Genomic DNA, 22,773 nt, shown 5'->3' with positions numbered 1-22,773 from the left:
TTTCAGTCACGCCAGGCTTTCTTCAATCGCCCGAGCGCAGTGTTGATCGCTGCCTCGGGCACGGCGGCAAAACCCAGCACCAGGCCGGCGCGTTGATCCGCCGGCAAGGTTGAATCCGGCAGCCAATAACTGCTTAAACCGTTGATCTCTACATCGACACTGGCGGCCAGACCGATCAACTGTTGCTCACGGGCCAGTGTGTCCACGGCAATGGTCAGATGCAGACCGGCCGCCACACTCGGCAGGCTGCCGACGCCGGGAATATCGCTCGGCCAACCGGCCAACAAGGTATTGCGCCGGCTCAATGCGGCACGGCGCATCCGCCGGATATGCCGCTGAAAATGCCCGGCCGCCATGAACTCGGCCATCACCGCTTGCGTGCTCACTTCCGAGTGGCGCACGTCCACCGCGCGGCGCTGGGAAAAGGCATCCACCAGCGCTGGCGGCAACACCAGATAACCCAGGCGCAGCGCCGGGAATGCGACTTTTCCGAAAGTGCCGACGTACAACACGCGGCCCTGCCGATCGAGCGCCGCCAATGGCGCCAGCGGTGCGCCGGTGTAACGGTACTCGCCGTCGTAGTCGTCCTCGACGATCCAGCCTTGCGTGCGCTCGGCCCAGGCCAATAACTCCAGACGTCGCGCCAGACTCATCACCACGCCGGTCGGGTATTGATGAGACGGCGTCACATACGCCACTCGGCAATCCGTCGCCGCCGCCAATGCCGCGCAATCAATCCCCTCCTCGTCCACCGCAATTCCACGCAATCGCGCACCCGCAACGGCGAACGCGTGACCAGCGGCGCGATACCCCGGATTTTCAATTCCAACCCCATCGCCCGGCTCCACCAGCAACTGTGCACAAAGGCTAATGCCCTGCTGCGCGCCACTGGTGATCACAATTTGCTCAGCGCTGCACTGCATGCCGCGCGAACTGCGCAGATAGGCGGCGATCATTGCGCGCAGACGCGCATCACCGGCCGGGTCGCCGTAACACAGCTGCTGCAAATCCGGCTTGCGCCAGAAAGCCGCGTTCAGCTTGGCCCAGACCTCAAAAGGGAACAGATCGAAGGCCGGCACACCGACACGAAAAGCACGCGGCGGACCACTCGGCGGCTTGGCCAAATGGTTGTTTTCGATGCGTGAAAAAGTATCGCTGTGGATAACTTTACTGGATGGAATCACAGGTAAATCCAGCCAATTTGTGGATAAGGCTGTGGGTAAGCCTGTTGAAAACCCTGTGGATACTTTTGTGGATAGTTTTTTCGCTGAGGGCGGTGGTGCCGACAATTGTGCGACGTAAGTGCCGTCGCCGACCCGCCCTTCGATAAACCCTTCGGCATACAACTGATCGTAGGCACGCACCACGCTGTTACGCGAAATCGCCAACGCCGCCGCCAGATCGCGACTGGCCGGCAGCCGCGTGCCACTGGCCAAGCGGCCATCGAGTACGCGCAGACGCAATGCCTGATAGAGCTGGCGGCTCAGGCCCTGCCGGCGATCAAGCTCAATACCGGCGGGATTGAAGGGCATGGACAGTGTCGACGAATCAGGCATGGTAATGGACCTATGAAATTGGTCATCAATGGCTCTTACAACAGACCAATAGCCTGCCTAGGATGCAGGCATTCGCCAAGGAAAATCTGTCCATGTACACGCCGCGCGCCTTTGCCATCGAAGAACTGTCCCAACTGCACGAACTGATCCTCGCCACCCGCCTCGCCATTTTGGTGACTCATGGCGAAAACGGTCTGCAAGCCAGCCATGTGCCGGTGCTGCTGCATTGCGAACAAGGCGAGTACGGCACGCTGTACGGGCACCTGGCCCGCGCCAGTCCACAATGGAAAGACCTGCGCGACGGCGCCGAAGCCATGCTGATTTTTGCCGGCCCCGACGCCTACGTCAGCCCGGGTTTTTACCCGAGCAAGGCCGAGCACGGCAAAGTCGTGCCGACCTGGAATTACATCGCCGTGCATGCCTATGGCCACGCCGAAACCTTCAGCGATGGTGGACGCCTGCTCGACATCGTCAGCACCCTCACCGACCGTCATGAAGCCGGCCGCGCCCAGCCGTGGTCCGTCGCCGATGCGCCCGCCGATTACATCGACGGCATGCTCAAGGCGATTGTCGGTTTTGCCATTCCCATCGACCGTCTCGAGGGCAAGCGCAAACTCAGTCAGAACCGCAGCGCCGAAGACATTGCCGGCGTGCGTGAAGGTCTGGCCGCCAGCCCCGAAATCAACGATCAAACCCTCGCCCAATTGATGCGCTAAGGAAATCACCATGAGTCAGATCGACATTCGCCAGGTCAGCGCCGCCGACCGCGCCGCGTGGCTGCCGTTGTGGCAGGCCTACCTGCGTTTCTACAACACCGAACTGCCGGACGCCGTCACCGACAGCACCTGGCAGCGCTTTCTCGACCCGAGCGAACCGACTCATGCAGCATTGGCCTGGGCCGATGGCAAAGCGGTAGGCATGGTGCATTACATCTATCATCGCTCGAACTGGAGCATCGAAAATTCCTGCTACCTGCAGGATTTGCTGGTGACCGAGGAAACACGCGGCACCGGCGTCGGCCGCCTGCTGATCGAACACGTTTACGCCACCGCCAAGGCTGACGGTTGCTGCAAAGTGCACTGGCTGACCCACGAATCCAACGCCACCGCGATCCAGCTCTACGAGCGCATCGCCGAGCGCCCGGGCTTCATCCAGTTTCGCAAAGCCATTTAAGGAGAGGCACCCATGATCATTTCACCGGCTGACTGGAAAGGCGTCCCCGCCCCTACCGCCACGTTGCTCGAAGGGCGTTTTATTCGCCTCGAACGCCTCGACCCGGCGCGCCATGGCGAACAACTGTTCGCCGCCCTCGAAGGCCCCGGCGCCGACCCGAAACTCTGGGATTATTTGCCCTACGGCCCGTTCCCGGAACGCAGCGTTTTCGACGCCTGGCTTAACAACCATGCGGCCGCCAGCGATCCGTATTTCTTCGCGGTCATCGACCGTGCGAACAACCAGGTGCAAGGCATCCTCAGCCTGATGTCGATCGTCCCGGCGCAGGGCCGCATCGAGATCGGCCACGTCACCTTCGGCGCGCCAATGCAGCGCTCGCCGAAAAGCACCGAGGCGGTGTACCTGCTGGGCAAGTACGCCTTCGAACTCGGCTACCGCCGCCTCGAATGGAAATGCAACAACGGCAACGCCCGCTCCAAATACGCCGCCGAACGTCTGGGCTTCAGCTTTGAAGGCGTGTTCCGCCAGCACATGGTGGTCAAAGGCCAGAACCGCGACACCGCGTGGTACTCGATTGTGGATTCGGAATGGCCGGCGATTGGCGCCGGGTTCGAGCGCTGGTTGAGCGATGAAAATCAGACGCCGGATGGACAGCTGAAAGGCTTGGTTGAGTGCCGTAGTTAAGGCACAAAGCAAAAGATCGCAGCCTGCGGCAGCTCCTACATTGACCTGTGCAGGAGCTGCCGCAGGCTGCGATCTTTTGATCTTTAACCCACGTCCCTACGGATGCGCACCACGCTCATTTTCATCCCGAAACAACGGAACACTGCATTCAACGACTTCATCGTCTGATTACCTTCACCGTGCTCGATATGAACTAATGTACGGACTGAAATTTTGCACATCCTTGCGAACTGGTTTTGATGCAACCCAGTCACTTCCACGCGTAAACGCCGAACGGCTTCACCGATTTCCAGTGTGCCCTCAGCGATTGCCTCTTGGATGCTTTCCATTAGCACCATTCGCTCAGCAACTGTCATTCCCACATCATTACCTCCGCTTTTTTTAACGCAGTAGGCTTCACAGCCATATTGGAGTGAGTCTGATGAACTAATCAGCGCTCAATCTGCAATGTATTGCGATTCAAAGGGCAAAGGCGCTAAGAAAACTGCAACAAAATGCAGATATTCCCCAGCTATTTCCATAAAGCTGCAAAACAATGCAGATCACCCACCGACATCATTTTGTAAAAACCCTTCGCTATACAGGACGGCCCGCTTATAACAAAAAGGCCTTCCACCCATGTCCTTCCCGCCGCAGCGTCTCTCCCTCGCCATCACTTTGCTGATTTCCGCCACGGCGGCCCACGGCAAAACCATTCAGATCGACACCGCCACCACCGCCGCGCAAACCTTGGGCGGCAATGACACGTTGACGATTTCAGCGCCGGGCAGCATCACCAATAGCGGCAAGACCGTCAGCCTGAAAGACAAGACCAGCGGCACCGGTGTGGTCATCGATAACGCCGGCAAAATCGTTTCCACCGGTGGCCGCGCGATCGATAGCAGTGGCGACGAAAGCAAGGCGCGCGACTACGCGATCTATAACCGCAGCGGCGGGCAGATTCTCGGTGCCAACGACGCTTTGCGCATCGACAGCAATTTCGTCAGCGGCAGTCTGTTGATCGACAACAGTGGCGTGATTCGCTCCAGCACCGGCCAAGGTCTGGATCTCGATGCGCTGCGCAGCGACGGGGTGAAAACCACCATCATCAATCGCGCGGGCGGGCTGATTCGTGGCGACGCCAGCGACGGCATGAAGACCGGCGCCAACGCCACGATCACTAACTACGGCGAGATTTCTACCGGCGATTCGCACAACGCCGACGAGAAATTCGACGGCATCGATATCGACTCGGCTGGCGGCGTCAGCGTGACCAACTACGGGGTGATTTCCGGTGGTCGTCACGGCATCACCACCGATCTCGGCGCGACGTTGGTCAACTATGGACAGATCACCGGGCGCAACGGCTCCGGGTTTGGTTCCGACGGTGACGGCACGGTAATCAACCACGGCACCATCACTGGCGCTTACTCCGGGTTGCAAGCGAACGGTGACGGCGACGGCGTGGACATCGACAACATCGCCCACATCGAAAACTACGGCACCATTCAAGGCGTCGGCGCGGGCGGCGTGGACAAGGGTGGTTTCGCCAACGGCAGCGAAGGGATCGCGCTGGGCGGCGGCTATATTCTCAACGCAAAAAACGCACTGATCAGCGGCGCCGACAGCGCGATTCTGGTCGACGACGGCAGCGGCAATTCAGGGCTGGCAGCGACCACGCTGGAGAACTTCGGCACCATTCAGGGCCTTAACGGTTTCGGCGTGAAATTCGTCGGCGAGTTCGATGACAACGTGGTCAACGGCGGCACCATCAGCGGCAGCAATGGCCTGGCGCTGGATCTCGGTGGCGGCAACGACAGCCTGACCTTGCGCAACGGCAGCCGCTTTGTCGGCGTGGTCGATGGCGGCAGCGGTGATGACCAAGTGGTGATGGACGACGCCGCGGGCGGCAGCTTCGGCGACAGTCGCAACTTTGAATGGCTGGAAGTGAAACAAGGCGCGTGGACGCTGACCGGCAACGGCGATTTCAGCGACGGTGGCGCGGTGCGCAATGGCGCGACGTTGATCAACCAGGGCAGCATCGCTGGCGACCTCACCGTCGATGCGGGCGGTGTATATGCCGGCGGCGGATCGGTGGGCGGTCTCGACGTCAACGGTACCTTGCGCACCGACACCAGCCTCGGTCGCACAACCGTCGTGCATGATTTGAATATGGGCAGCGGCTCGACCCTCGCCTATGGTGTCAACGCCGACGGCAGCAGCGCCCCGGTGCAAGTCGGCGGCACCGCCAACCTTAACGGCGCGACGCTGGCGGTCAATCCCGGCCCCGGCACGTATCCGTGGCAAAGCCAGTACACCGTGTTGCAGGCCGGGAAAATCAACGGCACCTTCGGCAGCGTGACCAGCGACTACGCGTTCCTCACGCCGACCCTCGCCTACACGCCGACGCAGGTTGATCTGAGTTACAACCGCAACGACGTGGCGTTCAACGAGTTCGCCAGCACTGGCAATGGCCGCAATGCCGCCAACAGCATCGCTTCGATGGGCAGCAACAACGCGCTGTACAACGCGCTGCTGAATACCTCGCAAAACACGGCGGGCGCCGCAATCGAACAACTCGCCGGTGCAAGCAATGCCAACCTGACCAGCGCCACCCTCGCCGCCAGCAGTCAGGTCGGCAACAGCATGCTCTCGGCGATGCAACAAATCGGTGGCAGTCCCGGCCTGGTCGTTGGCCTCGATCAGCGCGATACACCGGTGCTGGCGGCGAACGGCGTGCCGTCCGAAGCGCGCAATCTGAATGACCCGAACGCCCGTGGCCGTCTGTGGCTGCAAGGCATCGGCGGCTACGGCAAGCTCGACGGCGAACATGGCAGCAGCGGTCTGGAACAACGCACCAAGGGCAGCGTGCTCGGCGCCGACTGGTCGTTGAATCCGGCGTGGCGCGTGGGTGTGCTCGGCGGTTATTCGAAAACCGATCTCGACGCCAGCGGTGTCGATGGCAACGTCGAGAGCTGGCACGCCGGCGTTTATGCGCTGCATCAGAACGGCCCGATTTCAGTGCGTCTCGGCGCGGCGTACAGCGGCCATCAGGGGGACAGCAAACGCACCGTCGCCTTCAACGGTTTCAGCGATCGCCCGAAAGGCGATTACGACGCCGACAGTCAGCAAGCCTTCGCCGAACTCGGCTACGCCATGGGCAGCGGTCGACTCAACGCCGAACCCTTCGCCAGCCTCGGCTACCAGCGCTACCACCGCGATAGCTATCAGGAAAAGGGTGGTGCCGCCGCGCTGCAAGTCGACAGCGAAACCCAGGACAACTTCAGCAGCACCTTCGGCTTGCGTCTGGCCCACCTGAATACGTTGGATAACGGTATGAGCCTGACGCCGCGCATGACGGCTGGTTGGAAGCATACCTATGGCGATGTGAGCAATTCGACGCGTCAGGCTTTCGTCACCGGTGGCACCGCGTTCAGTGTCGATGGCAGCTCGCTGGATCGTGACAGCCTGGTGCTGGAAGCGGGTCTGGAAGTCGGCATCTCGGCGCGGCATACGCTGGGTGTCGGTTACAGCGGCGAGATCGGCAGCAACAGCCGCAATCACGGGCTGATCGGGCAATGGCAGATGAGTTTCTGAGAGTGCCAGCGGGTTACATCTGTAAACATTGTAGGAAAACACGTCGTAAGGGCTGGATAAAAACAGCCGTTGCTTCGGTCTCGACGATTTTCCCCGGAGGAAACTGAAGGAAGCCGCAAGCCTGTGGGAAGCAGCTGACATCGGCCCCACAGGCCTTCAACTTAGAGTTTGGCCTCCAGTCAAAGAGGCCTTACTTGATGCCCGTTCAACACTTTTACCAACCGAAAAAACTGGCGCTGGCCATCACCCTCGCGGTGAGCTGCGCTCAATTCACACAGGCCGAAGAAGCGCCTGCCAACGTGCCAACCCCTGGCGCGCTGACGGCGCTACTCGACACCTTCATCAACGATCCCGACACCCTTAAAACACCGATCGACAAGAAGGGTTATGCCGAGCCTTTTAGTGAGCGCAGTGATCTGCTCATCGTCACCGGTAAAGGCAGCTTTGCAGGCCCGGTGGATGGCGCCGGCGGTGTGAATGTCCTGCAACTTGATGCGGCCAAGGGTTCGCTGGGTGATACGCGAAACTTCCATGGCCTTGAGGTCAAACAAGGTGTCTGGACTCGAGTCAAAAATACGCCCTCGGACTTCACCGCAGGGGTTGTGGTGCGCCCTGAAGCTACCTTCACCAATGAAGGTGCGATTGCTGGACATGCCGTGGTCGAAGGCACGCTGATCAATAAAGGCGGGATCAATCAAGGCGCCTTTGTATCTGCTGGCGGTAACCTCAACAACCGGGGAATCATTGGCGGGGCAGTCCACGTTGATGAAAAGGGCCAATTCGCTGGTGGAGGTGCAACTGGCACATTGAATGTTCATGGAATGCTGAAAGTTAATCAGGCGCTCGGCGCACCTTCCGTGAATGGCGATTTGAACCTGAAGCCCAGTGCGACGTTGGCTTACGAGGTTAAAGCGAAAGGCATCAGCAAGACCATTAATGTCAGCGGCACGGCCGATCTGGGTAATTCGACGTTGCAACTCACAACGGCGGGCGACTACCCGAAAAGCAGTCAGCACACGATTCTGACAGCGGGAAAAGTCGTCGGGGAATTTGGCCGTATTCAAAACGATCTGGCGTTCATGACACCGACGCTGAACTACGAAGAGAAGAAGGTTGGGCTGACGTTTAGCCGAAATGCAGAGAAGGTTGAAAACGCCGCCTCATCGGAAAATGCTGGCGAAATTGGTAAACAAATCGATCAGATGCTTGATGCTTCCACCACTCCGTTCGCGCCGCCAGAAGTAGTGCCGGTGGTGGCTGATTCGACGGGAATGCAGGTGGAAACGCCGGTGATCGAAACGGCGATTTCGGAGTCTTCTGCTCCAGCGATAGCGACGGTTTCTGAGGTGGTTACGGAGCCAGCGGACACTGCTGTTTCGGTTGTTTCTGGTGAGGCCGCCGCTTCAATCGGAACTGTCGTCTCCGCCGAGGCGGTTACTTCGGCTGTAACGGCTGATCCCGTTGATACTTCCCCGACAGCTGAAACACCTGTTGCCGTTGCGGTTACCGTGCCAGCTGAAAATGCGGCCTCTGTCCTGGCTTCCGCGTCGGCCGCGACTCAAGCTGTTCCTGCGGCGCCTGCAACGACTGCACCAACCGCACCAACCGCACCAACTGCAAGCGTCGTCCCGGCCAGTGTTCCTGCACCGATCGCACCTGCGAACCAAGCCCTCGTCGCCCTGCTCGGCAGTAACAGAAACACCGCTGCTTTGGCGCTCGATCAACTCGCCGCCGGCAGCAACGCCAACCTTGCCAAAGCCACACTAAGCGCCGTGTCACCGGTCAGCGACAGCATGCTGTCGGCCATGCGTCAGCTCGACACCGATGCAAGATCGGCTAAAGCAGGTGACGGCAACGGTCGAGTCTGGGTTCAGGCATTGGGCAATGGCGGAAAAATCGATCGCGACACCGATAGCACCCTGAAACACTCCACCCAAGGTCTCGTCGCAGGTGCTGACTGGCGTCTCGATGAGCAATGGCATGTCGGGATCATCGGCGGGAACTCGCAGACCAAACTCGATGCGCGCCATGCCGATGGCGATCTCGACAGCTGGCATGTCGGTGCCTACGCGGTGCGTCAGGACGGCCCGCTGGCGCTGCGCCTCGGCGCCACTTATGCCAGTCATGACGGCAGCAGCAAGCGTCGGGTGGCGTTCAACGGTTTTAGCGATCGCCTCAAAGGCAGCTACGACGCCGCCACCCAACAGGCCTTTGTCGAACTGGGTTACGACTTCGGCCAAGGCGATTTCACACTCGAGCCCTTCGCCAATCTCGGTTACCAGCGCTACCAGCGTGACAGTTACAGCGAAAAAGGTGGCGACGCGGCGTTGAAGGTTCACGGGCAGTCACAAAAAAACCTGAGCAGTACCTTCGGTTTGCGCATGGCAAAAACCAACAATCTCGACAACGGCATGCAACTGACGCCGCGTCTGAGTGCGGGTTGGAAACACACCTACGGCGAACTCGACATGCACACTCGCCAGCAGTTGCTGAACGGCGGGATCGGCTTCGAAATCGCTGGGGCGCAACTGGATCGCAACAGTTTGTCGCTGGATGCCGGCCTCGATCTGGCGCTGTCCGCCAGTCATACGTTGGGCATGGGCGTCACCGGCGACATCGCCTCCGACAGCCGCAACACTGGCGTGATGGGCCAATGGCGCATGGCGTTCTAACGATCTGATGGGCTGTTGTGGGAGCGGGCTTGCCAGCGAAGAGGGAATGTCAGCCAGTTTTTGCTGCAACTGACACACCGCTTTCGCGAGCAAGCTCTGCTCCTACAAGGTTCTGCGCCACCCGCAAATCCCCCTGTAGGAGCTGCCGCAGGCTGCGATCTTTTGATCTTGCCCTTAAAAAACAACATCAAAAGATCGCAGCCTGCGGCAGCTCCTACAGAGAAAAAAAGCAAAAAAAGGGGAGCACATGCCCCCCCGAGGTTTAAAGCGTTGAATCGCGGCGGTTATCTCAGCCTTCGATCTCGATCAGGATTTCGCCCGGATTGACCCGATCACCCTTGGCCACATGAATCGCGGTGACCTTGCCGGCAATCGCTGCCTGGACTTCGGTTTCCATCTTCATCGCTTCGGTGATCAGTACAGCCTGGCCAGCCTTGACGGTGTCGCCTTCCTTGACCAGCACATCGACGATGTTGCCCGGCATGGTGGTGCTGACGTGGCCCGGTGCCGAAGCTTGCTTGCGCTTGCTGCTGCCACCGCCGACGAATTCGTTGAGCGGTTCGAACACCACTTCTTCCGGCATGCCGTCGATGGACAGGTAGAAGTGACGTTTGCCTTCCGCTTTAACACCGACACCGGTGATGTCGACGCGGTAGGTTTCGCCGTGGACGTCGATGACGAACTCGGTCGGTACGCCTTCCCCGCCCGCCTTGGTCACACCGCCCGCTTCAGGAATCGGCAGCAGCACTTCAGGGGTCAGGGTGCCGGCGGCACGCTCTTCGAGGAACTTGCGGCCGATGTCCGGGAACATCGCAAAGGTCAGCACGTCTTCTTCGGACTTGGCCAGTGCACCGATGTCGGCACGCAGCTTGGTCATTTCCGGCTTGAGCAGATCGGCCGGACGCACGTCGATGACTTCTTCGCTGCCGATCGCCTGACGACGCAGCTTCTCGTTGACCACGCCCGGCGCCTTGCCGTAGCCGCCTTGCAAGTAGAGCTTCACTTCGTTGGTGATGGTCTTGTAGCGCTCGCCGGCCAGCACGTTGAAGAACGCCTGAGTGCCGACGATCTGCGAAGTCGGGGTCACCAGCGGCGGGAAGCCGAGGTCTTCACGCACGCGCGGGATTTCCGCGAGCACTTCGCCCATGCGGTTGAGAGCGCCCTGCTCTTTCAACTGGTTCGCGAGGTTGGAGATCATCCCGCCCGGCACCTGGTTGACTTGCACGCGGGTGTCGACGGCGGTGAATTCGCTTTCAAACTGGTGGTACTTCTTGCGCACGGCGTAGAAGTACAGGCCGATCTCTTGCAGCAGTTCGAGGTTCAGGCCGGTGTCGAACTCGGTGCCCTTGAGCGCAGCGACCATCGACTCGGTGCCAGGGTGGCTGGTGCCCGATGCGAAGCTGGAGATGGCGGTGTCGATGTGGTCGGCGCCGTTTTCGATGGCCTTGAGCTGGCACATGGTCGCCAGACCAGCCGTGTCGTGCGAGTGGATGAACACCGGCAGCGACTGCTCGGCTTTCAGTGCGCGAACCAGTTCGCCAGTGGCGTACGGTGTCAGCAGACCGGCCATGTCCTTGATCGCCACCGAGTCGCAACCCATGGCTTCCATTTGCTTGGCCTGGGTGACGAACGCGTCGATGGTGTGCACCGGGCTGGTGGTGTAAGCGATGGTGCCTTGGGCATGTTTGCCGGCCGCTTTCACCGCTTCGATGGCTACGCGCAAGTTACGCACGTCGTTCATCGCATCGAAGATGCGGAACACGTCGATGCCGTTGACGGCAGCTTTGGCGACGAAGGCTTTGACCACGTCGTCGCTGTAGTGACGGTAGCCCAACAGGTTCTGGCCGCGCAGGAGCATTTGCAGACGCGTGTTAGGCAGTGCCGCGCGCAGTTGGCGCAGACGCTCCCACGGGTCTTCTTTCAGAAAGCGCACACACGCGTCGAACGTCGCGCCGCCCCAGCACTCCAGCGACCAGTAGCCGACTTTGTCGAGCTTGTCGCAGATCGGCAGCATGTCTTCGGTGCGCATGCGGGTGGCGAGCAGCGATTGGTGAGCGTCGCGCAGGATGGTGTCGGTAACGAAGATCTTCTTAGTCATTGGTATCTCCTCATAGCGGCAAGCTTCAAGCTAAAAGCTGCAAGAAAAAGCCAATCTGCTTTTACTTGCCGCTTGCAGCTAAAAGCTCGCAGCTGTTTCATTCATAGGCCTGCGTGGGCGGCGATGGCGGCGGCGATGGCCAAGGCCAGCTCTTCGGGTTTGCGCTTGATCGAGTAGTTGGTCAGTTCAGGGTGGCTTTCAACGAAGCTGGTATTGAACTGGCCGCTACGGAATTCCGGGTTGCGCAGGATTTCCTGGTAGTACGCGGCGGTGGTCTTCACGCCTTGCAGACGCATGTCGTCCAGTGCGCGCAGGCCACGATCCATCGCCTCTTCCCAGGTCAGTGCCCAGACCACCAGTTTCAGGCACATCGAGTCGTAGAACGGCGGGATGGTGTAGCCGGTGTAGATCGCTGTGTCGGTGCGCACGCCCGGGCCACCGGGGGCGTAGTAACGGGTGATCTTGCCGAAGCTCGGCAGGAAGTTGTTCTTCGGGTCTTCGGCGTTGATACGGAACTGCAACGCGAAACCACGGTGCTGAATGTCTTCCTGCTTCACCGACAGCGGCAGGCCGGAGGCGATGCGAATCTGTTCGCGGACGATGTCGATCCCGGTGATTTCTTCGGTGATGGTGTGTTCCACCTGCACCCGAGTGTTCATCTCCATGAAGTACACCTCGCCCTCGGCGAGCAGGAACTCCACGGTGCCGGCGTTCTCGTAACCCACTGCCTTGGCCGCACGCACGGACAGGTCGCCGATGTAGGCGCGCTGCTCCGGGGTCAGTTGCGGGCTCGGGGCGATCTCGATGAGCTTCTGGTTGCGACGCTGGATCGAGCAATCACGCTCGAACAGGTGCACGACGTTGCCGAAGCTGTCGCCGAGGATCTGCGCTTCGATGTGCTTGGGATTGACGATGCATTTTTCCAGGAACACCTCGGCAGAACCGAACGCCTTGGTCGCTTCGGAAATCACCCGAGGGAAATTCTGTTCGAGTTCTTCACGGCTGTTGCAGCGACGGATACCACGGCCGCCACCACCGGAGGTGGCCTTGAGCATCACCGGATAACCGATGCGGTCGCCCTCGACCAAAGCTTCTTCGATGTCGGCGACGTTGCCTTCAGTGCCCGGCGTGACCGGTACGCCGGCCTTGATCATGCTGCGGCGCGCTTCGGTCTTGTCGCCCATGCGGCGAATGACTTCTGCCGACGGGCCAATGAACTTGATCCCGCGTTCGGCGCAGATATCAGCCAGTTCGGCGTTTTCCGAAAGGAAACCGTAGCCGGGATGCAGGGCATCGCAACCAGTTTCCACGGCGAGGTTCACCAGTTTGCGCGGGTTCAGATAACCGGCCAGTGGCTCGGCACCGATGCTGTGGGCCTCATCCGCGCGCTTCACATGCAGCGCATGGCGGTCGGCGTCGGAAAAAATCGCAACCGAGCGAATGCCCATTTCGGCGCAGGCTCGCACGATTCGTACGGCAATCTCACCACGGTTGGCGATCAGGATCTTTGTTATCACTTGGAGGTTCCCTTGAGCCGGTGGCACCACGACCTGCTAGACCCAGGTCGACGCGTGACCAAATGTTTCAATTTAGTCGCAGATCCACACTAGCGCTCATAAGGGATTAACAAAAATGAATAATAATTGGGTTAGCCATAAGTAAAGACTTATAGTTCAAACATCTACCCGCGTGCCGAGCCCGAATAAAATGCGTAAGTCCTTGATGCGTATGACATTGCGTCAGCTGCAGATCTTCAATGAGGTGTGTGATTTACGCTCTTACAGCCGCGCCGCGGATGAAATGTCGCTCACCCAACCGGCGGTCAGCCTGCAAATAAAGCAGTTGGAAGAGCTGATCGGCCAGCCATTATTCGATTATGTCGGCAAAAAACTCTACATGACCGAAGCCGCTGAAGCCCTTCAGCGCGCCAGTCGGGATATTTTCGGGCGTCTGGAAAACCTCGATATGCAGCTGTCGGACATGCAGGGTTCGCTGCAAGGTCAGCTGAAACTGGCGGTGGAATCCAGCGCCAAATATTTCGTTCCGCACCTGTTCGCCGCGTTCAAACGCCAGCACCCGGAAGTGAACCTGCAACTGACCGTAGTCAACCGTGGCCAGGTCATTCGCAGGCTGTCCGATAACCGTGATGATCTGGTGATCATGTCGATGGTGCCGCAGGACATGGGCCTGGAATTTTTGCCATTCCTCAACAACCCGATTGTTGCCGTGGCGCGCCCGGATCACCCGTTGGCGCACATGGGCCCGCTGCGTCTACAGGATCTGGAACCTTACACGCTGCTGATCCGCGAGCCGGGCTCGGGTACGCGATTGGCGTGTGAAGAGTATTTCAAAGAGAAACGCGTGCACTTCACTCAGACTCAGGAAGTGGCGTCGGCCGAAGCGCAGCGTGAATGTGTGCAAGCGGGTCTGGGCCTGGCGCTGTTGACGCGCCACGCCCTGAACCTGGAGCTGGCGACCGGCGGGCTCGTCGAGCTGCCGGTCGAGGAATTGCCGCTGTTCCGTAGCTGGTGCCTGGTGCAAGCGAAAGCCAAACGCTTGTCACCGGTGGCGCACGCCTTCCTGGCGTTTATCCGCAGCGAACGCGTGCAGATCAGCGCGCTGGTTGAGCGCTTCGACGGGAAGCTACGGGTGCCGCCTGCCAGTGAGTGATGTCGGGAAAGTCGCCGATTTCGGCTTGAAGCTGACGGAGTTCGAAGCGATCTTCGATAGCGCGGCGAAATTCCATGCGGCGCTGGTCTTCCTGCTGACGACGGGTTTTCGCGGCGCTGTTGCGTTCTTCGTAGGGCTGAGCCATTTCGAGTCTCCCAAGGCGATGACGGGAGTTTCACGATAGGCGGCGGGGATGACGGTTTGATGAAAGTTGCCGACAACAAAGCAAAAGATCGCAGCCTTCGGCAGCTCCTACACGGTCAATGTAGGAGCTGCCGAAGGCTGCGATCTTTTGATCTTAATCATCCAGAGCTTTGGCTGCCTTGGGCGACAAACGCAAACTACGCAAACTGCGCTTCACGCTCTTGAGGTGGTTAACCAGGCTCGGCCCACGCGCCATGGCCACGCCCATCGCCAACACATCAATCACCACCAAGTGCGCGATACGCGAGGTCAGCGGCGTATAGATCTCAGTGTCTTCATGCACATCGATCGCCAGATTCACCGTCGACAACTCGGCCAACGGCGTCTGGCTCGGGCACAAGGTAATCAACGACGCCCCGCTCTCACGCACCAGATTGGCGGTGATCAGCAAATCCTTGGAGCGCCCGGACTGGGAAATACAGATCGCCACATCGGTCGGCTTCAACGTCACCGCCGACATCGCCTGCATGTGCGGATCGGAATACGCCGCTGCGGTCAGCAACAACCGGAAGAACTTGTGCTGCGCATCCGCGGCCACTGCGCCCGACGCGCCAAAACCATAGAACTCGACGCGCTGCGCCTGCGACATCAGCGTCACCGCGCGCTGCAACTCAATCGGATCGAGCTTCTCGCGAACCTCCATCAACGTGTGCAACGTGGTGTCGAAAATCTTCAGGCTGTAATCGGCAACCGAGTCGTCTTCGTGGATCGCGAACTGACCGAAGCTGGCACCGGCCGCAAGGCTCTGCGCTAACTTCAGTTTGAGATCCTGAAAACCGGAGCAACCGATGGCGCGACAGAAGCGCACGATGGTCGGTTCACTGATGCCGACGTTGTGGGCCAGGTCGGCCATGGAACTGTGCATCACGGCCGCAGGGTCAAGCAGCACGTGGTCGGCGACCTTGAGCTCCGACTTGCGTAACAGGTGACGTGACTGGGCGATGTGTTGCAGCAGATTCAAGGGGCTGGACTCTTCTTATGGGCAAGGATGTAGCACGCTTGTAGTTATACTACATGAATTGGCTTTTTGCCTGCTCAATGCGTAACTCCATGTCCCCATATCAGGCGCGATGGGGTGCATGTAGCCCTTAAAGCGGTTTTTCCTGATTGCGCAAAAGCCCGGCCAGACCGGCAGCCTCCACCGGACGACTGATCAGATAGCCCTGCACCTCATCGCAACGTTCGGCGCGTAAAAATTCCAGCTGATCCTGCCGTTCAACGCCCTCCGCGACCACTTTCAGCGACAGCCCGTGGGCCATGGCAATGATCGCGCGGGTGATCGCCGCATCCTCACTGCCCTCGCCCAATCCGCGTATGAACGCCTGATCGATCTTCACGTAATCCACCGGAATACGCTTGAGATAACTCAATGACGAATAGCCGGTACCGAAGTCGTCGATCGCCAGTTTCACGCCCAGATCGCGCAGTTGCTGGAAGGTCGCGATGATGTGTTCGACGCTGTCGAGCAACTGGCTTTCGGTCAGTTCCAGTTCGAGGTAGTGCGGCGCCAGACCGGTTTCCTCCAGCACTTGGCGCACCAGACTGACCAGTTTGCCCTGACGCAATTGATGCACCGAGAGGTTCACCGAAACGCGGATCGGCTCCAGCCCTTGCCGCTGCCATTCGCACGCCTGCCAGCAAGCCTGACGCAGGACGAATTCGCCGATCGGCCCGATCAATCCGGTTTCCTCGGCCAGCCCGATAAAATCCCCCGGAGGCACCCGGCCCATGGTCGGATGATCCCAGCGCACCAGTGCTTCCGCCGCGTTCAAGCGCCCCGATTCGAGGCACAGCTTCGGCTGGTAAAACACTTTGAGCTGCTTGTCCTCGATGGCTTTGCGCAGCTGGTTTTCCAGCTGCAAACGCTCGAGGGTGCTGGCTTGCAGGCTCTCGGTGTAGAACTGGAAGTTGTTGCCGCCGAGGTGTTTGGCGTGTTGCATGGCCATGTTCGACTGACTGACCAGCGCAGCAATTTCCCGCGCGTTGTCCGGCAGCATGCTGATGCCCATCGAGGCGCTGACCACCAGTTCATGCCCTTCAACCGTCAGCGGCAAACGCAGCTTGGCCGACAATCGCGTAGCGACCCGTGCCAGACTCGACAAGTTGCCGTAAGCGTCGAACAGCACCGCAAATTCATCGCCGGACAAACGCGCAATGGTGTCGGCCTCCGGCAACGCGTTGACCAGCCGCCGCGCCATCTTCTGCAACAACTGGTCAGCGACTTCATGGCCGAGACTGTCGTTGAGCAATTTGAAGCGATCCAAATTGATGTGCAGCAACGCCAGACTGCGCCGCCCCTGACGTGAACGCTGATGCGCTTCGTGCAGACGTTCGCGGAACAGCGAGCGATTGGCCAACCCGGTGAGTTCGTCGTAATGGGTCAGGTAACGCATGCGCTCTTCGGATTCGCGTCGCGCGGAGAGATCGGCGAAGAAGCCGACGATATGGCTGACATTACCGCGACTGTCGCGCACCGCATTCAATTGCAGCCACTGCGGATACAGCTCGCCGTTCTTGCGCGTCTCGACCAACTCACCCTGCCAACTGCCGTGCTGCTCCAGTGCATGACGGATCGCCACGTAATGACGGCGCGCATCGCGGCTGCACGGCAGTTCGACGACATTGCGCCCGAGCATGTCGTCGATGTCGTAACCGGTGACACGACTGAACGCCTGATTGATCGCGATCAGTGCGTAGTTCGGGTCGAGAATGACGATGCCTTCGCTGGCCGCTTCAAAAACCGTCGCCGCCAGTCGTTGCTGTTCTTCGAGGCTTTTACTGACGCTGATGTCGCGGCGGGTGCCGACCATGCGGATCACGCGTCCGCTGTCACTGCGCTCCACCGCGCGGCCACGGTCTTCGATCCACACCCAATGACCGTCGCCATGACGCACGCGGTACTCAATCTGATAATCCTCGGTGCGGCCCTTTAAATGCTCGGTCAGCGCGAGTTTGAGGTTCGGCACGTCTTCGGGGTGCAATCGCGGTTTGAGATCGCGCAGCAGCGCCGTGACGTATTCCGGGGCGAGGCCGAACAGTTCCTGAATCTGCGTGTGATGGACTTCGTCGGTTTGCAGGTTCCAGTCCCACAACCCCAGCTCACTGGCTTTCAACGCCAGCGCCAGCCGCGCTTCGCTTTTGCTCAGGGCCTGATTGGCGGCGTCCAGCTCGCGGCTGCGCTGGGCAACACGATCCTCAAGGGCGACCTGGGCTTCACGCAACTTGCCCTCGGCACAGCGCCGGTGGTCGATCTCCTTGGCCAGTTCCTGATTGAGTTGCTCGCTACGGGATTGGGTCTGTTGCAGGTGTTCAATGAGGTGCTGATTCTGAAAGCGCCGCAGCAAGCCGCGATCGATCAGCCGATTGACCTGCCACGCCACCACACTCAGCGAGCCGAGCAAGATCAACCCGAGCCAGCCCCAACCGCGCGCCTGCTCGTCGCCGCCCCAAAACAGATAGCCGATCGCTGGCAACAGACACGGCAAAGTGAAGGACAAAAACGCGGGCAGACTCACCGCGTACGCGACACTGGCCGACAACGTCGCGGCGCCAATCAGGCCGAACACCCAGGCTTGCTGCATGAAGTTGTCGGCGGGCACCAGAGCGATGCCGGCGCCGGCCAGTGTCAGGCCGGTCATCGTTGAGCCGAGCAGGAACATTCGCCGCCAGATCGGCTGCGCCTGTCGGTTGGGAATGGCGGAATCGAACGCGGCCACTTGGATCACCCGCAGGGCGACCAGCGACAGCAACCACACCAGCCAAATACTGACCACGAAGTAGCGCTGCGGGCTCCAGAGCAAACCGGCGCAGACCAGACCATTGATCAACATGAACAGCGTGGGCAATAAAGAACCCTGATACAGCAGGCGCGTGCGCTCGACCGCCATCTCGGTGGCGTAGTGCTTGCGGATAACCCGGGGTTCCACAGAGGGGCCCGACAGTTCGGAGCTGAGGGTCATGGGCAACGTTCTTGTTCTTATAAGGAGGGCGTGCGCCCGAAACGTGGACGGAGCATACACAAGCCGATCAACTTGCCAAACCACGCCAGATCATAATTTGCGCAAAACTTTTCCCCCCTCAGGCACCGTTGAAACCCGCAGAGCCAAGCGGGCCAACGGCTGTCGCCGGTGACCGACCGGTCGTCATTGGCAGCACTTTCATCGGCTAATGCAAAGCTCGGTTTGCCCGGGCCTGCGGCGCACCCTAGAATGCCCCGATGCGCGATGATCTCTCCCTTCTGCTGAACTCCCTCAACGATGCCCAACGCCAGGCTGTAGCAGCCTCCGTTGGCCGTCAGTTGGTCCTGGCCGGTGCTGGCTCCGGTAAAACCCGAGTGCTGGTGCACCGTATCGCCTGGTTGATCCAGGTCGAAAGCGCCTCGCCCCACTCCATTCTGTCGGTGACCTTCACCAACAAGGCCGCTGCCGAGATGCGTCACCGCATCGAGCAGTTGCTGGGGATCAACCCGGCCGGCATGTGGGTCGGCACCTTCCACGGCCTGGCGCACCGCTTGTTGCGGGCGCACTGGCAGGAAGCGGGTTTGAGCCAGACTTTCCAGATTCTCGACAGCGACGACCAGCAACGGCTGGTCAAGCGGGTGATCCGCGAGCTGGGTCTCGACGAGCAACGCTGGCCGGCCCGTCAGGCGCAGTGGTTCATCAACGGCCAGAAAGACGAAGGTCTGCGGCCGCAACATATTCAGGCCAGCGGCGATTTGTACCTGGCAACCATGCGCAGCATTTACGAAGCCTACGAGGCGGCGTGCCTGCGCGCCGGTGTTATCGATTTCTCCGAATTGCTGCTGCGTGCCCTCGACCTTTGGCGCGATCATCCGGGCCTGTTGGCGCACTACCAAAAGCGCTTCCGCCACATTCTGGTGGACGAGTTCCAGGACACCAACGCCGTGCAGTACGCCTGGTTGCGCCTGCTCGGCAAGGGCGGCGACAGCCTGATGGTGGTCGGCGACGATGACCAGTCGATTTACGGCTGGCGCGGCGCGAAGATCGAGAACATTCATCAGTACTCGTCCGACTTCGCCGACTCAGTGACCATTCGTCTTGAGCAGAACTACCGCTCCACCGCCGGCATCCTCAAGGCTGCCAACGCCTTGATCGCCAACAACACAGGACGCCTCGGCAAAGAGCTGTGGACGGACGGCGGCGATGGCGAGGCGATCAATCTGTACGCCGCGTTCAACGAACACGACGAAGCACGCTACGTTGTCGAAACCATTGAAAGCGCGCTGAAAACCGGCCTTGCTCGTAGCGATATCGCGATTCTCTATCGCTCCAACGCCCAATCGCGCGTTTTGGAAGAAGCCTTGCTGCGCGAGCGTATTCCGTATCGCATCTATGGCGGTCAGCGCTTCTTCGAGCGTGCGGAAATCAAGAACGCCATGGCGTACCTGCGTTTGCTCGAAGGTCGCGGTAACGACGCGGCGCTGGAACGGGTGATCAACGTTCCGGCCCGTGGCATCGGTGAGAAAACCGTCGAAGCCATCCGCGAGCACGCACGTCACAGCGATGTGTCGATGTGGGAAGCCATGCGCCTGCTGGTCGCTAATAAAGGCCTGACCGGTCGTGCGGCGGGAGCTTTGGGCGCGTTTATCGAGCTGATCGAGAACCTCGCCGCCAAGTGCGCCGAGATGCCGCTGCACTTGATGACGCAAACCGTCATCGAGCAATCCGGCCTCATCGCTTATCACGAAGCGGAGAAAGGCGAAAAGGGCCAGGCTCGGGTAGAAAACCTTGAGGAATTGGTCAGCGCCGCGCGCAACTTCGAGAACAACGAAGAAGACGAAGAGCTGACGCCACTGGCGGCATTCCTCGGCCACGCTTCGCTGGAGGCCGGCGACACCCAGGCTGACGAGCACGAAGACAGCATTCAGTTAATGACGCTGCACAGTGCCAAAGGTCTGGAATTCCCCTACGTGTTCCTCGTGGGCATGGAAGAAGGCCTGTTCCCGCACAAGATGAGCCTGGAAGAACCGGGACGTCTTGAAGAAGAACGGCGTCTGGCTTACGTCGGCATCACCCGGGCGATGCAGAATCTGGTGATGACCTACGCGGAAACTCGCCGCTTGTACGGGAGCGAAACCTACAACAAGGTCTCGCGTTTCGTACGCGAAGTGCCGAAAGGTCTGATTCAGGAAGTCCGATTGTCGAACAGCGTCAGCCGACCGTTCGGCGGCAATCAGTCGATGAGCGGCAGCAACCTGTTCGCCGGCAGTGAAATTCCGGAAACCGGGTTGAGTCTGGGCCAGGCGGTACGCCATTCGATCTTTGGTGAGGGCGTGATCCTTAACTTCGAAGGCGCGGGTGCGCAGGCACGGGTGCAGGTGAACTTCAGCGAAGGCAGCAAGTGGCTGATGCTGGGTTACGCCAAGTTGGAAGCGATCTAAAGCCGGTTTCGCTTTTCTGTGGGAGCGAGCCTGCTCGCGAATGAAATCACCGCGGTTAATCTTATATACCGCGGTGTGGCTTTCGCGAGCAGGCTCGCTCCCACAGGTTCTGCGCCCTACCTCCCAAATCACTCTGAACCAATCCCCTTTTCCTACAGCCAAAAGTACATCCGCTGATTGCCTCGCGAAGCTGAACGCAACCTGTCAGGCAAAAGCCCGAAACACTCTCTCGCTAGCCAGTAACACTTCAGCTGTGCAACATGGCGCGCGTGTCTCCACAAACGGGAAATCCCTTTATGAAACGTTTTCTTAGCATCGCCATGGCGTTGTGCATCGGCCTGACGATGAGCCTCGACGCCAACGCCAAGCGCTTTGGTGGTGGCAAAAGCGCCGGCGCTGCGCCGTCGCACCAGACCAGCCAGATGGCTCCTTCTTCTCCAGGCATGGGCGGCGCTGCGGCGACCGCTGGTGCTGCCGGTGCCGCAGGCGCCGCGGCCAAGGCCGGCGGTGCTTCGAAATGGCTCGGCCCACTGGCCGGTATCGCTGCCGGTGGTCTGCTCGCTTCCATGTTCATGGGCGGCGGCTTCCAGGGCATGCAGATCTTCGACATCCTGATCATGGCCGTGATCGCGTTCGTGATCTTCCGCTTCATCGCCGCACGTCGACGCAAGCAGCAGGAGCACTTGGCTCCAGCCGGCGCGCCAATGCAGCGTGAAGTGTTCGAGCAGAAGCCTGCGGCCATGGGTTCGATCTTCGGTGGTTCGGCTGCACCTGCTGCCGTCCGTCCGGTGATCAACGCGCCAGCCTGGTTCAACGAGCAGAACTTCCTTGAAGCTGCACGCAGCCACTTCCAGTCGCTGCAGCAGCACTGGGACGCCAACGAAATGGACAAGATCGCCGAGTTCGTGACCCCGCAAATGCTCGAGTTCCTCAAGCGTGAGCGTGCGGATCTGGGCGACGCGTTCCAGTCGACCTACATCGACAACCTCCAGGTTCAACTGGATGGCGTGGATGACCGTGCCGACAAGACCATCGCCACCCTGACCTTCAACGGTGTGTCGAAGTCCTCGCGCTTCGATCAGGGCGAAGTGTTCAGCGAAAGCTGGAACATGGAACGTCCGCAGGGCGAGAACCAGCCTTGGCTGGTCGCCGGTATCCGCCAGAACGGCTGATCCCCTCGCGCGGTTCACTTGCTGTAATAAAAAACCCCAGCCTCGGCTGGGGTTTTCTATTTCGCGGTTGCATCTATAGCGAGCTACTGTATAAACCGGCCCATATAAACCGCGCCATTCAAGCAAGAGGATCCCGGACGTGGAAGAAATCATCGAACAACTGCGCGAAGCCAACGAACCCGTACCGGTTCCATTGGAGTTGCCTGACGAAGACCAACTGGTGGAAGTCGAAGAAGAACTCTTCATCAACATCCCGTTTGTCTTCAAAGAATTTTTGCTGACCGTCAGCGATGTGGTCTACGGCAGCCTGGAACCGGTAACCGTCACCGACCCGCAGTCGCACACCTATTTGCCGGATGTTGCGGCCAATGCGTGGGACATCGGCGTACCGCGTGACCTGATCCCGATCTGCCAGGACGGTGAGAACTACTACTGCGTCGAAGAAGACGGCACCGTGGTGCTGTGGTCGGGCGAAGAAGAGTTGATCACCGAAGAGTCCTGGGAATCGGTGTGGCACTGGGCGCGGGACGTCTGGCTGGAAAGCTGATCGGCCAGCCGCCCCGGCCGG

At 59.9% G+C, this 22,773-nt stretch carries 16 protein-coding genes; 9 read left to right on the top strand and 7 right to left on the bottom strand.

Going from position 1 to position 22,773, the window contains the following annotated elements; genetic code table 11:
• Positions 1-2: 2 nt before the first annotated feature.
• A complete protein-coding gene (locus tag ACP3TY_RS26010) occupies positions 3-1,556 on the bottom strand; it encodes a PLP-dependent aminotransferase family protein (RefSeq protein WP_426618801.1) in 1,554 nt (517 codons plus the stop codon).
• Between the two features lie 92 nt (positions 1,557-1,648).
• Between ACP3TY_RS26010 and ACP3TY_RS26005 the strand changes: the two genes are divergently transcribed.
• The 3 genes from ACP3TY_RS26005 to ACP3TY_RS25995 are packed head-to-tail and all read left to right on the top strand — an operon-like array spanning position 1,649 to position 3,413.
• Positions 1,649-2,272 carry an FMN-binding negative transcriptional regulator gene (locus ACP3TY_RS26005; protein WP_426618800.1) on the top strand — a complete coding sequence of 208 codons (624 nt, stop codon included), beginning with the start codon at positions 1,649-1,651 and terminating at the stop codon, positions 2,270-2,272.
• A 10-nt stretch (positions 2,273-2,282) separates the two neighbouring features.
• Complete coding sequence (locus ACP3TY_RS26000) at positions 2,283-2,729, top strand: GNAT family N-acetyltransferase (RefSeq protein WP_008078822.1); 447 nt, start codon at positions 2,283-2,285, stop codon at positions 2,727-2,729.
• A gap of 12 nt (positions 2,730-2,741) precedes the next feature.
• Positions 2,742-3,413, top strand: coding sequence for a GNAT family N-acetyltransferase (locus ACP3TY_RS25995; protein WP_426618799.1), 672 nt, complete (start codon positions 2,742-2,744; stop codon positions 3,411-3,413).
• A gap of 83 nt (positions 3,414-3,496) precedes the next feature.
• On the opposite strand, the gene ACP3TY_RS25990 is transcribed toward ACP3TY_RS25995, so the two are convergent.
• Positions 3,497-3,775, bottom strand: a complete 279-nt coding sequence (locus ACP3TY_RS25990) for a helix-turn-helix domain-containing protein (RefSeq protein ID WP_400648153.1) — start codon at positions 3,773-3,775, stop codon at positions 3,497-3,499.
• Between the two features lie 256 nt (positions 3,776-4,031).
• On the opposite strand from ACP3TY_RS25990, the gene ACP3TY_RS25985 reads away from it, so the two are divergent.
• On the top strand, positions 4,032-6,989 hold the full coding sequence (locus tag ACP3TY_RS25985; protein ID WP_426618798.1) for an autotransporter outer membrane beta-barrel domain-containing protein: 2,958 nt from the start codon (positions 4,032-4,034) through the stop codon (positions 6,987-6,989).
• Positions 6,990-7,186: 197 nt separating this feature from the next.
• Complete coding sequence (locus ACP3TY_RS25980; protein WP_426618797.1) at positions 7,187-9,661, top strand: autotransporter domain-containing protein; 2,475 nt, start codon at positions 7,187-7,189, stop codon at positions 9,659-9,661.
• A 289-nt stretch (positions 9,662-9,950) separates the two neighbouring features.
• On the opposite strand, the gene oadA is transcribed toward ACP3TY_RS25980, so the two are convergent.
• Positions 9,951-11,759: a sodium-extruding oxaloacetate decarboxylase subunit alpha gene (oadA, locus tag ACP3TY_RS25975; protein WP_159813191.1), complete on the bottom strand. Its 1,809-nt coding sequence runs from the start codon at positions 11,757-11,759 to the stop codon at positions 9,951-9,953.
• A gap of 101 nt (positions 11,760-11,860) precedes the next feature.
• Positions 11,861-13,276 (bottom strand): acetyl-CoA carboxylase biotin carboxylase subunit, encoded by a 1,416-nt coding sequence (locus ACP3TY_RS25970; RefSeq protein WP_053125176.1) that lies wholly within the window; start codon positions 13,274-13,276, stop codon positions 11,861-11,863.
• Between the two features lie 190 nt (positions 13,277-13,466).
• On the opposite strand from ACP3TY_RS25970, the gene ACP3TY_RS25965 reads away from it, so the two are divergent.
• Positions 13,467-14,429 (top strand): LysR family transcriptional regulator, encoded by a 963-nt coding sequence (locus ACP3TY_RS25965; RefSeq protein ID WP_159813193.1) that lies wholly within the window; start codon positions 13,467-13,469, stop codon positions 14,427-14,429.
• Here ACP3TY_RS25965 and ACP3TY_RS25960 read toward each other — a convergent pair.
• The 3 genes from ACP3TY_RS25960 to ACP3TY_RS25950 form a co-directional block, all read right to left on the bottom strand.
• Positions 14,371-14,574, bottom strand: coding sequence for a PA3496 family putative envelope integrity protein (locus ACP3TY_RS25960; RefSeq protein ID WP_082341506.1), 204 nt, complete (start codon positions 14,572-14,574; stop codon positions 14,371-14,373). The genes ACP3TY_RS25965 and ACP3TY_RS25960 overlap by 59 nt on opposite strands.
• A 153-nt stretch (positions 14,575-14,727) precedes the next feature.
• Complete coding sequence (gene hexR, locus ACP3TY_RS25955; protein ID WP_053125183.1) at positions 14,728-15,594, bottom strand: transcriptional regulator HexR; 867 nt, start codon at positions 15,592-15,594, stop codon at positions 14,728-14,730.
• Positions 15,595-15,721: 127 nt separating this feature from the next.
• On the bottom strand, positions 15,722-18,592 hold the full coding sequence (locus ACP3TY_RS25950; RefSeq protein WP_212545391.1) for a putative bifunctional diguanylate cyclase/phosphodiesterase: 2,871 nt from the start codon (positions 18,590-18,592) through the stop codon (positions 15,722-15,724).
• 257 nt (positions 18,593-18,849) lie between these two features.
• On the opposite strand from ACP3TY_RS25950, the gene uvrD reads away from it, so the two are divergent.
• The 3 genes from uvrD to ACP3TY_RS25935 all read left to right on the top strand — a co-directional run bounded on the left by uvrD (position 18,850) and on the right by ACP3TY_RS25935 (position 22,752).
• On the top strand, positions 18,850-21,033 hold the full coding sequence (uvrD, locus tag ACP3TY_RS25945) for a DNA helicase II (RefSeq protein WP_426618796.1): 2,184 nt from the start codon (positions 18,850-18,852) through the stop codon (positions 21,031-21,033).
• 296 nt (positions 21,034-21,329) lie between these two features.
• On the top strand, positions 21,330-22,205 hold the full coding sequence (locus ACP3TY_RS25940; RefSeq protein ID WP_426618795.1) for a Tim44 domain-containing protein: 876 nt from the start codon (positions 21,330-21,332) through the stop codon (positions 22,203-22,205).
• A gap of 139 nt (positions 22,206-22,344) precedes the next feature.
• Positions 22,345-22,752 carry an SMI1/KNR4 family protein gene (locus ACP3TY_RS25935; RefSeq protein WP_008078852.1) on the top strand — a complete coding sequence of 136 codons (408 nt, stop codon included), beginning with the start codon at positions 22,345-22,347 and terminating at the stop codon, positions 22,750-22,752.
• The last annotated feature ends 21 nt before the right edge of the window (positions 22,753-22,773 follow it).

Source organism: Pseudomonas rustica, assembly GCF_049959085.1.
GTDB classification, from domain to species: Bacteria; Pseudomonadota; Gammaproteobacteria; order Pseudomonadales; family Pseudomonadaceae; genus Aquipseudomonas; species Aquipseudomonas rustica.
Note: the sequence above shows the minus strand (reverse complement) of the source record. Positions and strands in the feature narration are given on the sequence as shown.

Excerpts from the sequence above, each read along its gene's own strand:
- ACP3TY_RS26010 (WP_426618801.1), bottom strand. The coding sequence starts at position 1,556 with ATGCCTGATTCGTCGACACTGTCCATGCCCTTCAATCCCGCCGGTATT.
- ACP3TY_RS26005 (WP_426618800.1), top strand. The coding sequence starts at position 1,649 with ATGTACACGCCGCGCGCCTTTGCCATCGAAGAACTGTCCCAACTGCAC.
- ACP3TY_RS26000 (WP_008078822.1), top strand. The coding sequence starts at position 2,283 with ATGAGTCAGATCGACATTCGCCAGGTCAGCGCCGCCGACCGCGCCGCG.
- ACP3TY_RS25995 (WP_426618799.1), top strand. The coding sequence starts at position 2,742 with ATGATCATTTCACCGGCTGACTGGAAAGGCGTCCCCGCCCCTACCGCC.
- ACP3TY_RS25985 (WP_426618798.1), top strand. The coding sequence starts at position 4,032 with ATGTCCTTCCCGCCGCAGCGTCTCTCCCTCGCCATCACTTTGCTGATT.
- ACP3TY_RS25980 (WP_426618797.1), top strand. The coding sequence starts at position 7,187 with ATGCCCGTTCAACACTTTTACCAACCGAAAAAACTGGCGCTGGCCATC.
- oadA (WP_159813191.1), bottom strand. The coding sequence starts at position 11,759 with ATGACTAAGAAGATCTTCGTTACCGACACCATCCTGCGCGACGCTCAC.
- ACP3TY_RS25965 (WP_159813193.1), top strand. The coding sequence starts at position 13,467 with ATGCGTAAGTCCTTGATGCGTATGACATTGCGTCAGCTGCAGATCTTC.
- ACP3TY_RS25960 (WP_082341506.1), bottom strand. The coding sequence starts at position 14,574 with ATGGCTCAGCCCTACGAAGAACGCAACAGCGCCGCGAAAACCCGTCGT.
- ACP3TY_RS25950 (WP_212545391.1), bottom strand. The coding sequence starts at position 18,592 with ATGACCCTCAGCTCCGAACTGTCGGGCCCCTCTGTGGAACCCCGGGTT.
- uvrD (WP_426618796.1), top strand. The coding sequence starts at position 18,850 with ATGCGCGATGATCTCTCCCTTCTGCTGAACTCCCTCAACGATGCCCAA.
- ACP3TY_RS25940 (WP_426618795.1), top strand. The coding sequence starts at position 21,330 with ATGAAACGTTTTCTTAGCATCGCCATGGCGTTGTGCATCGGCCTGACG.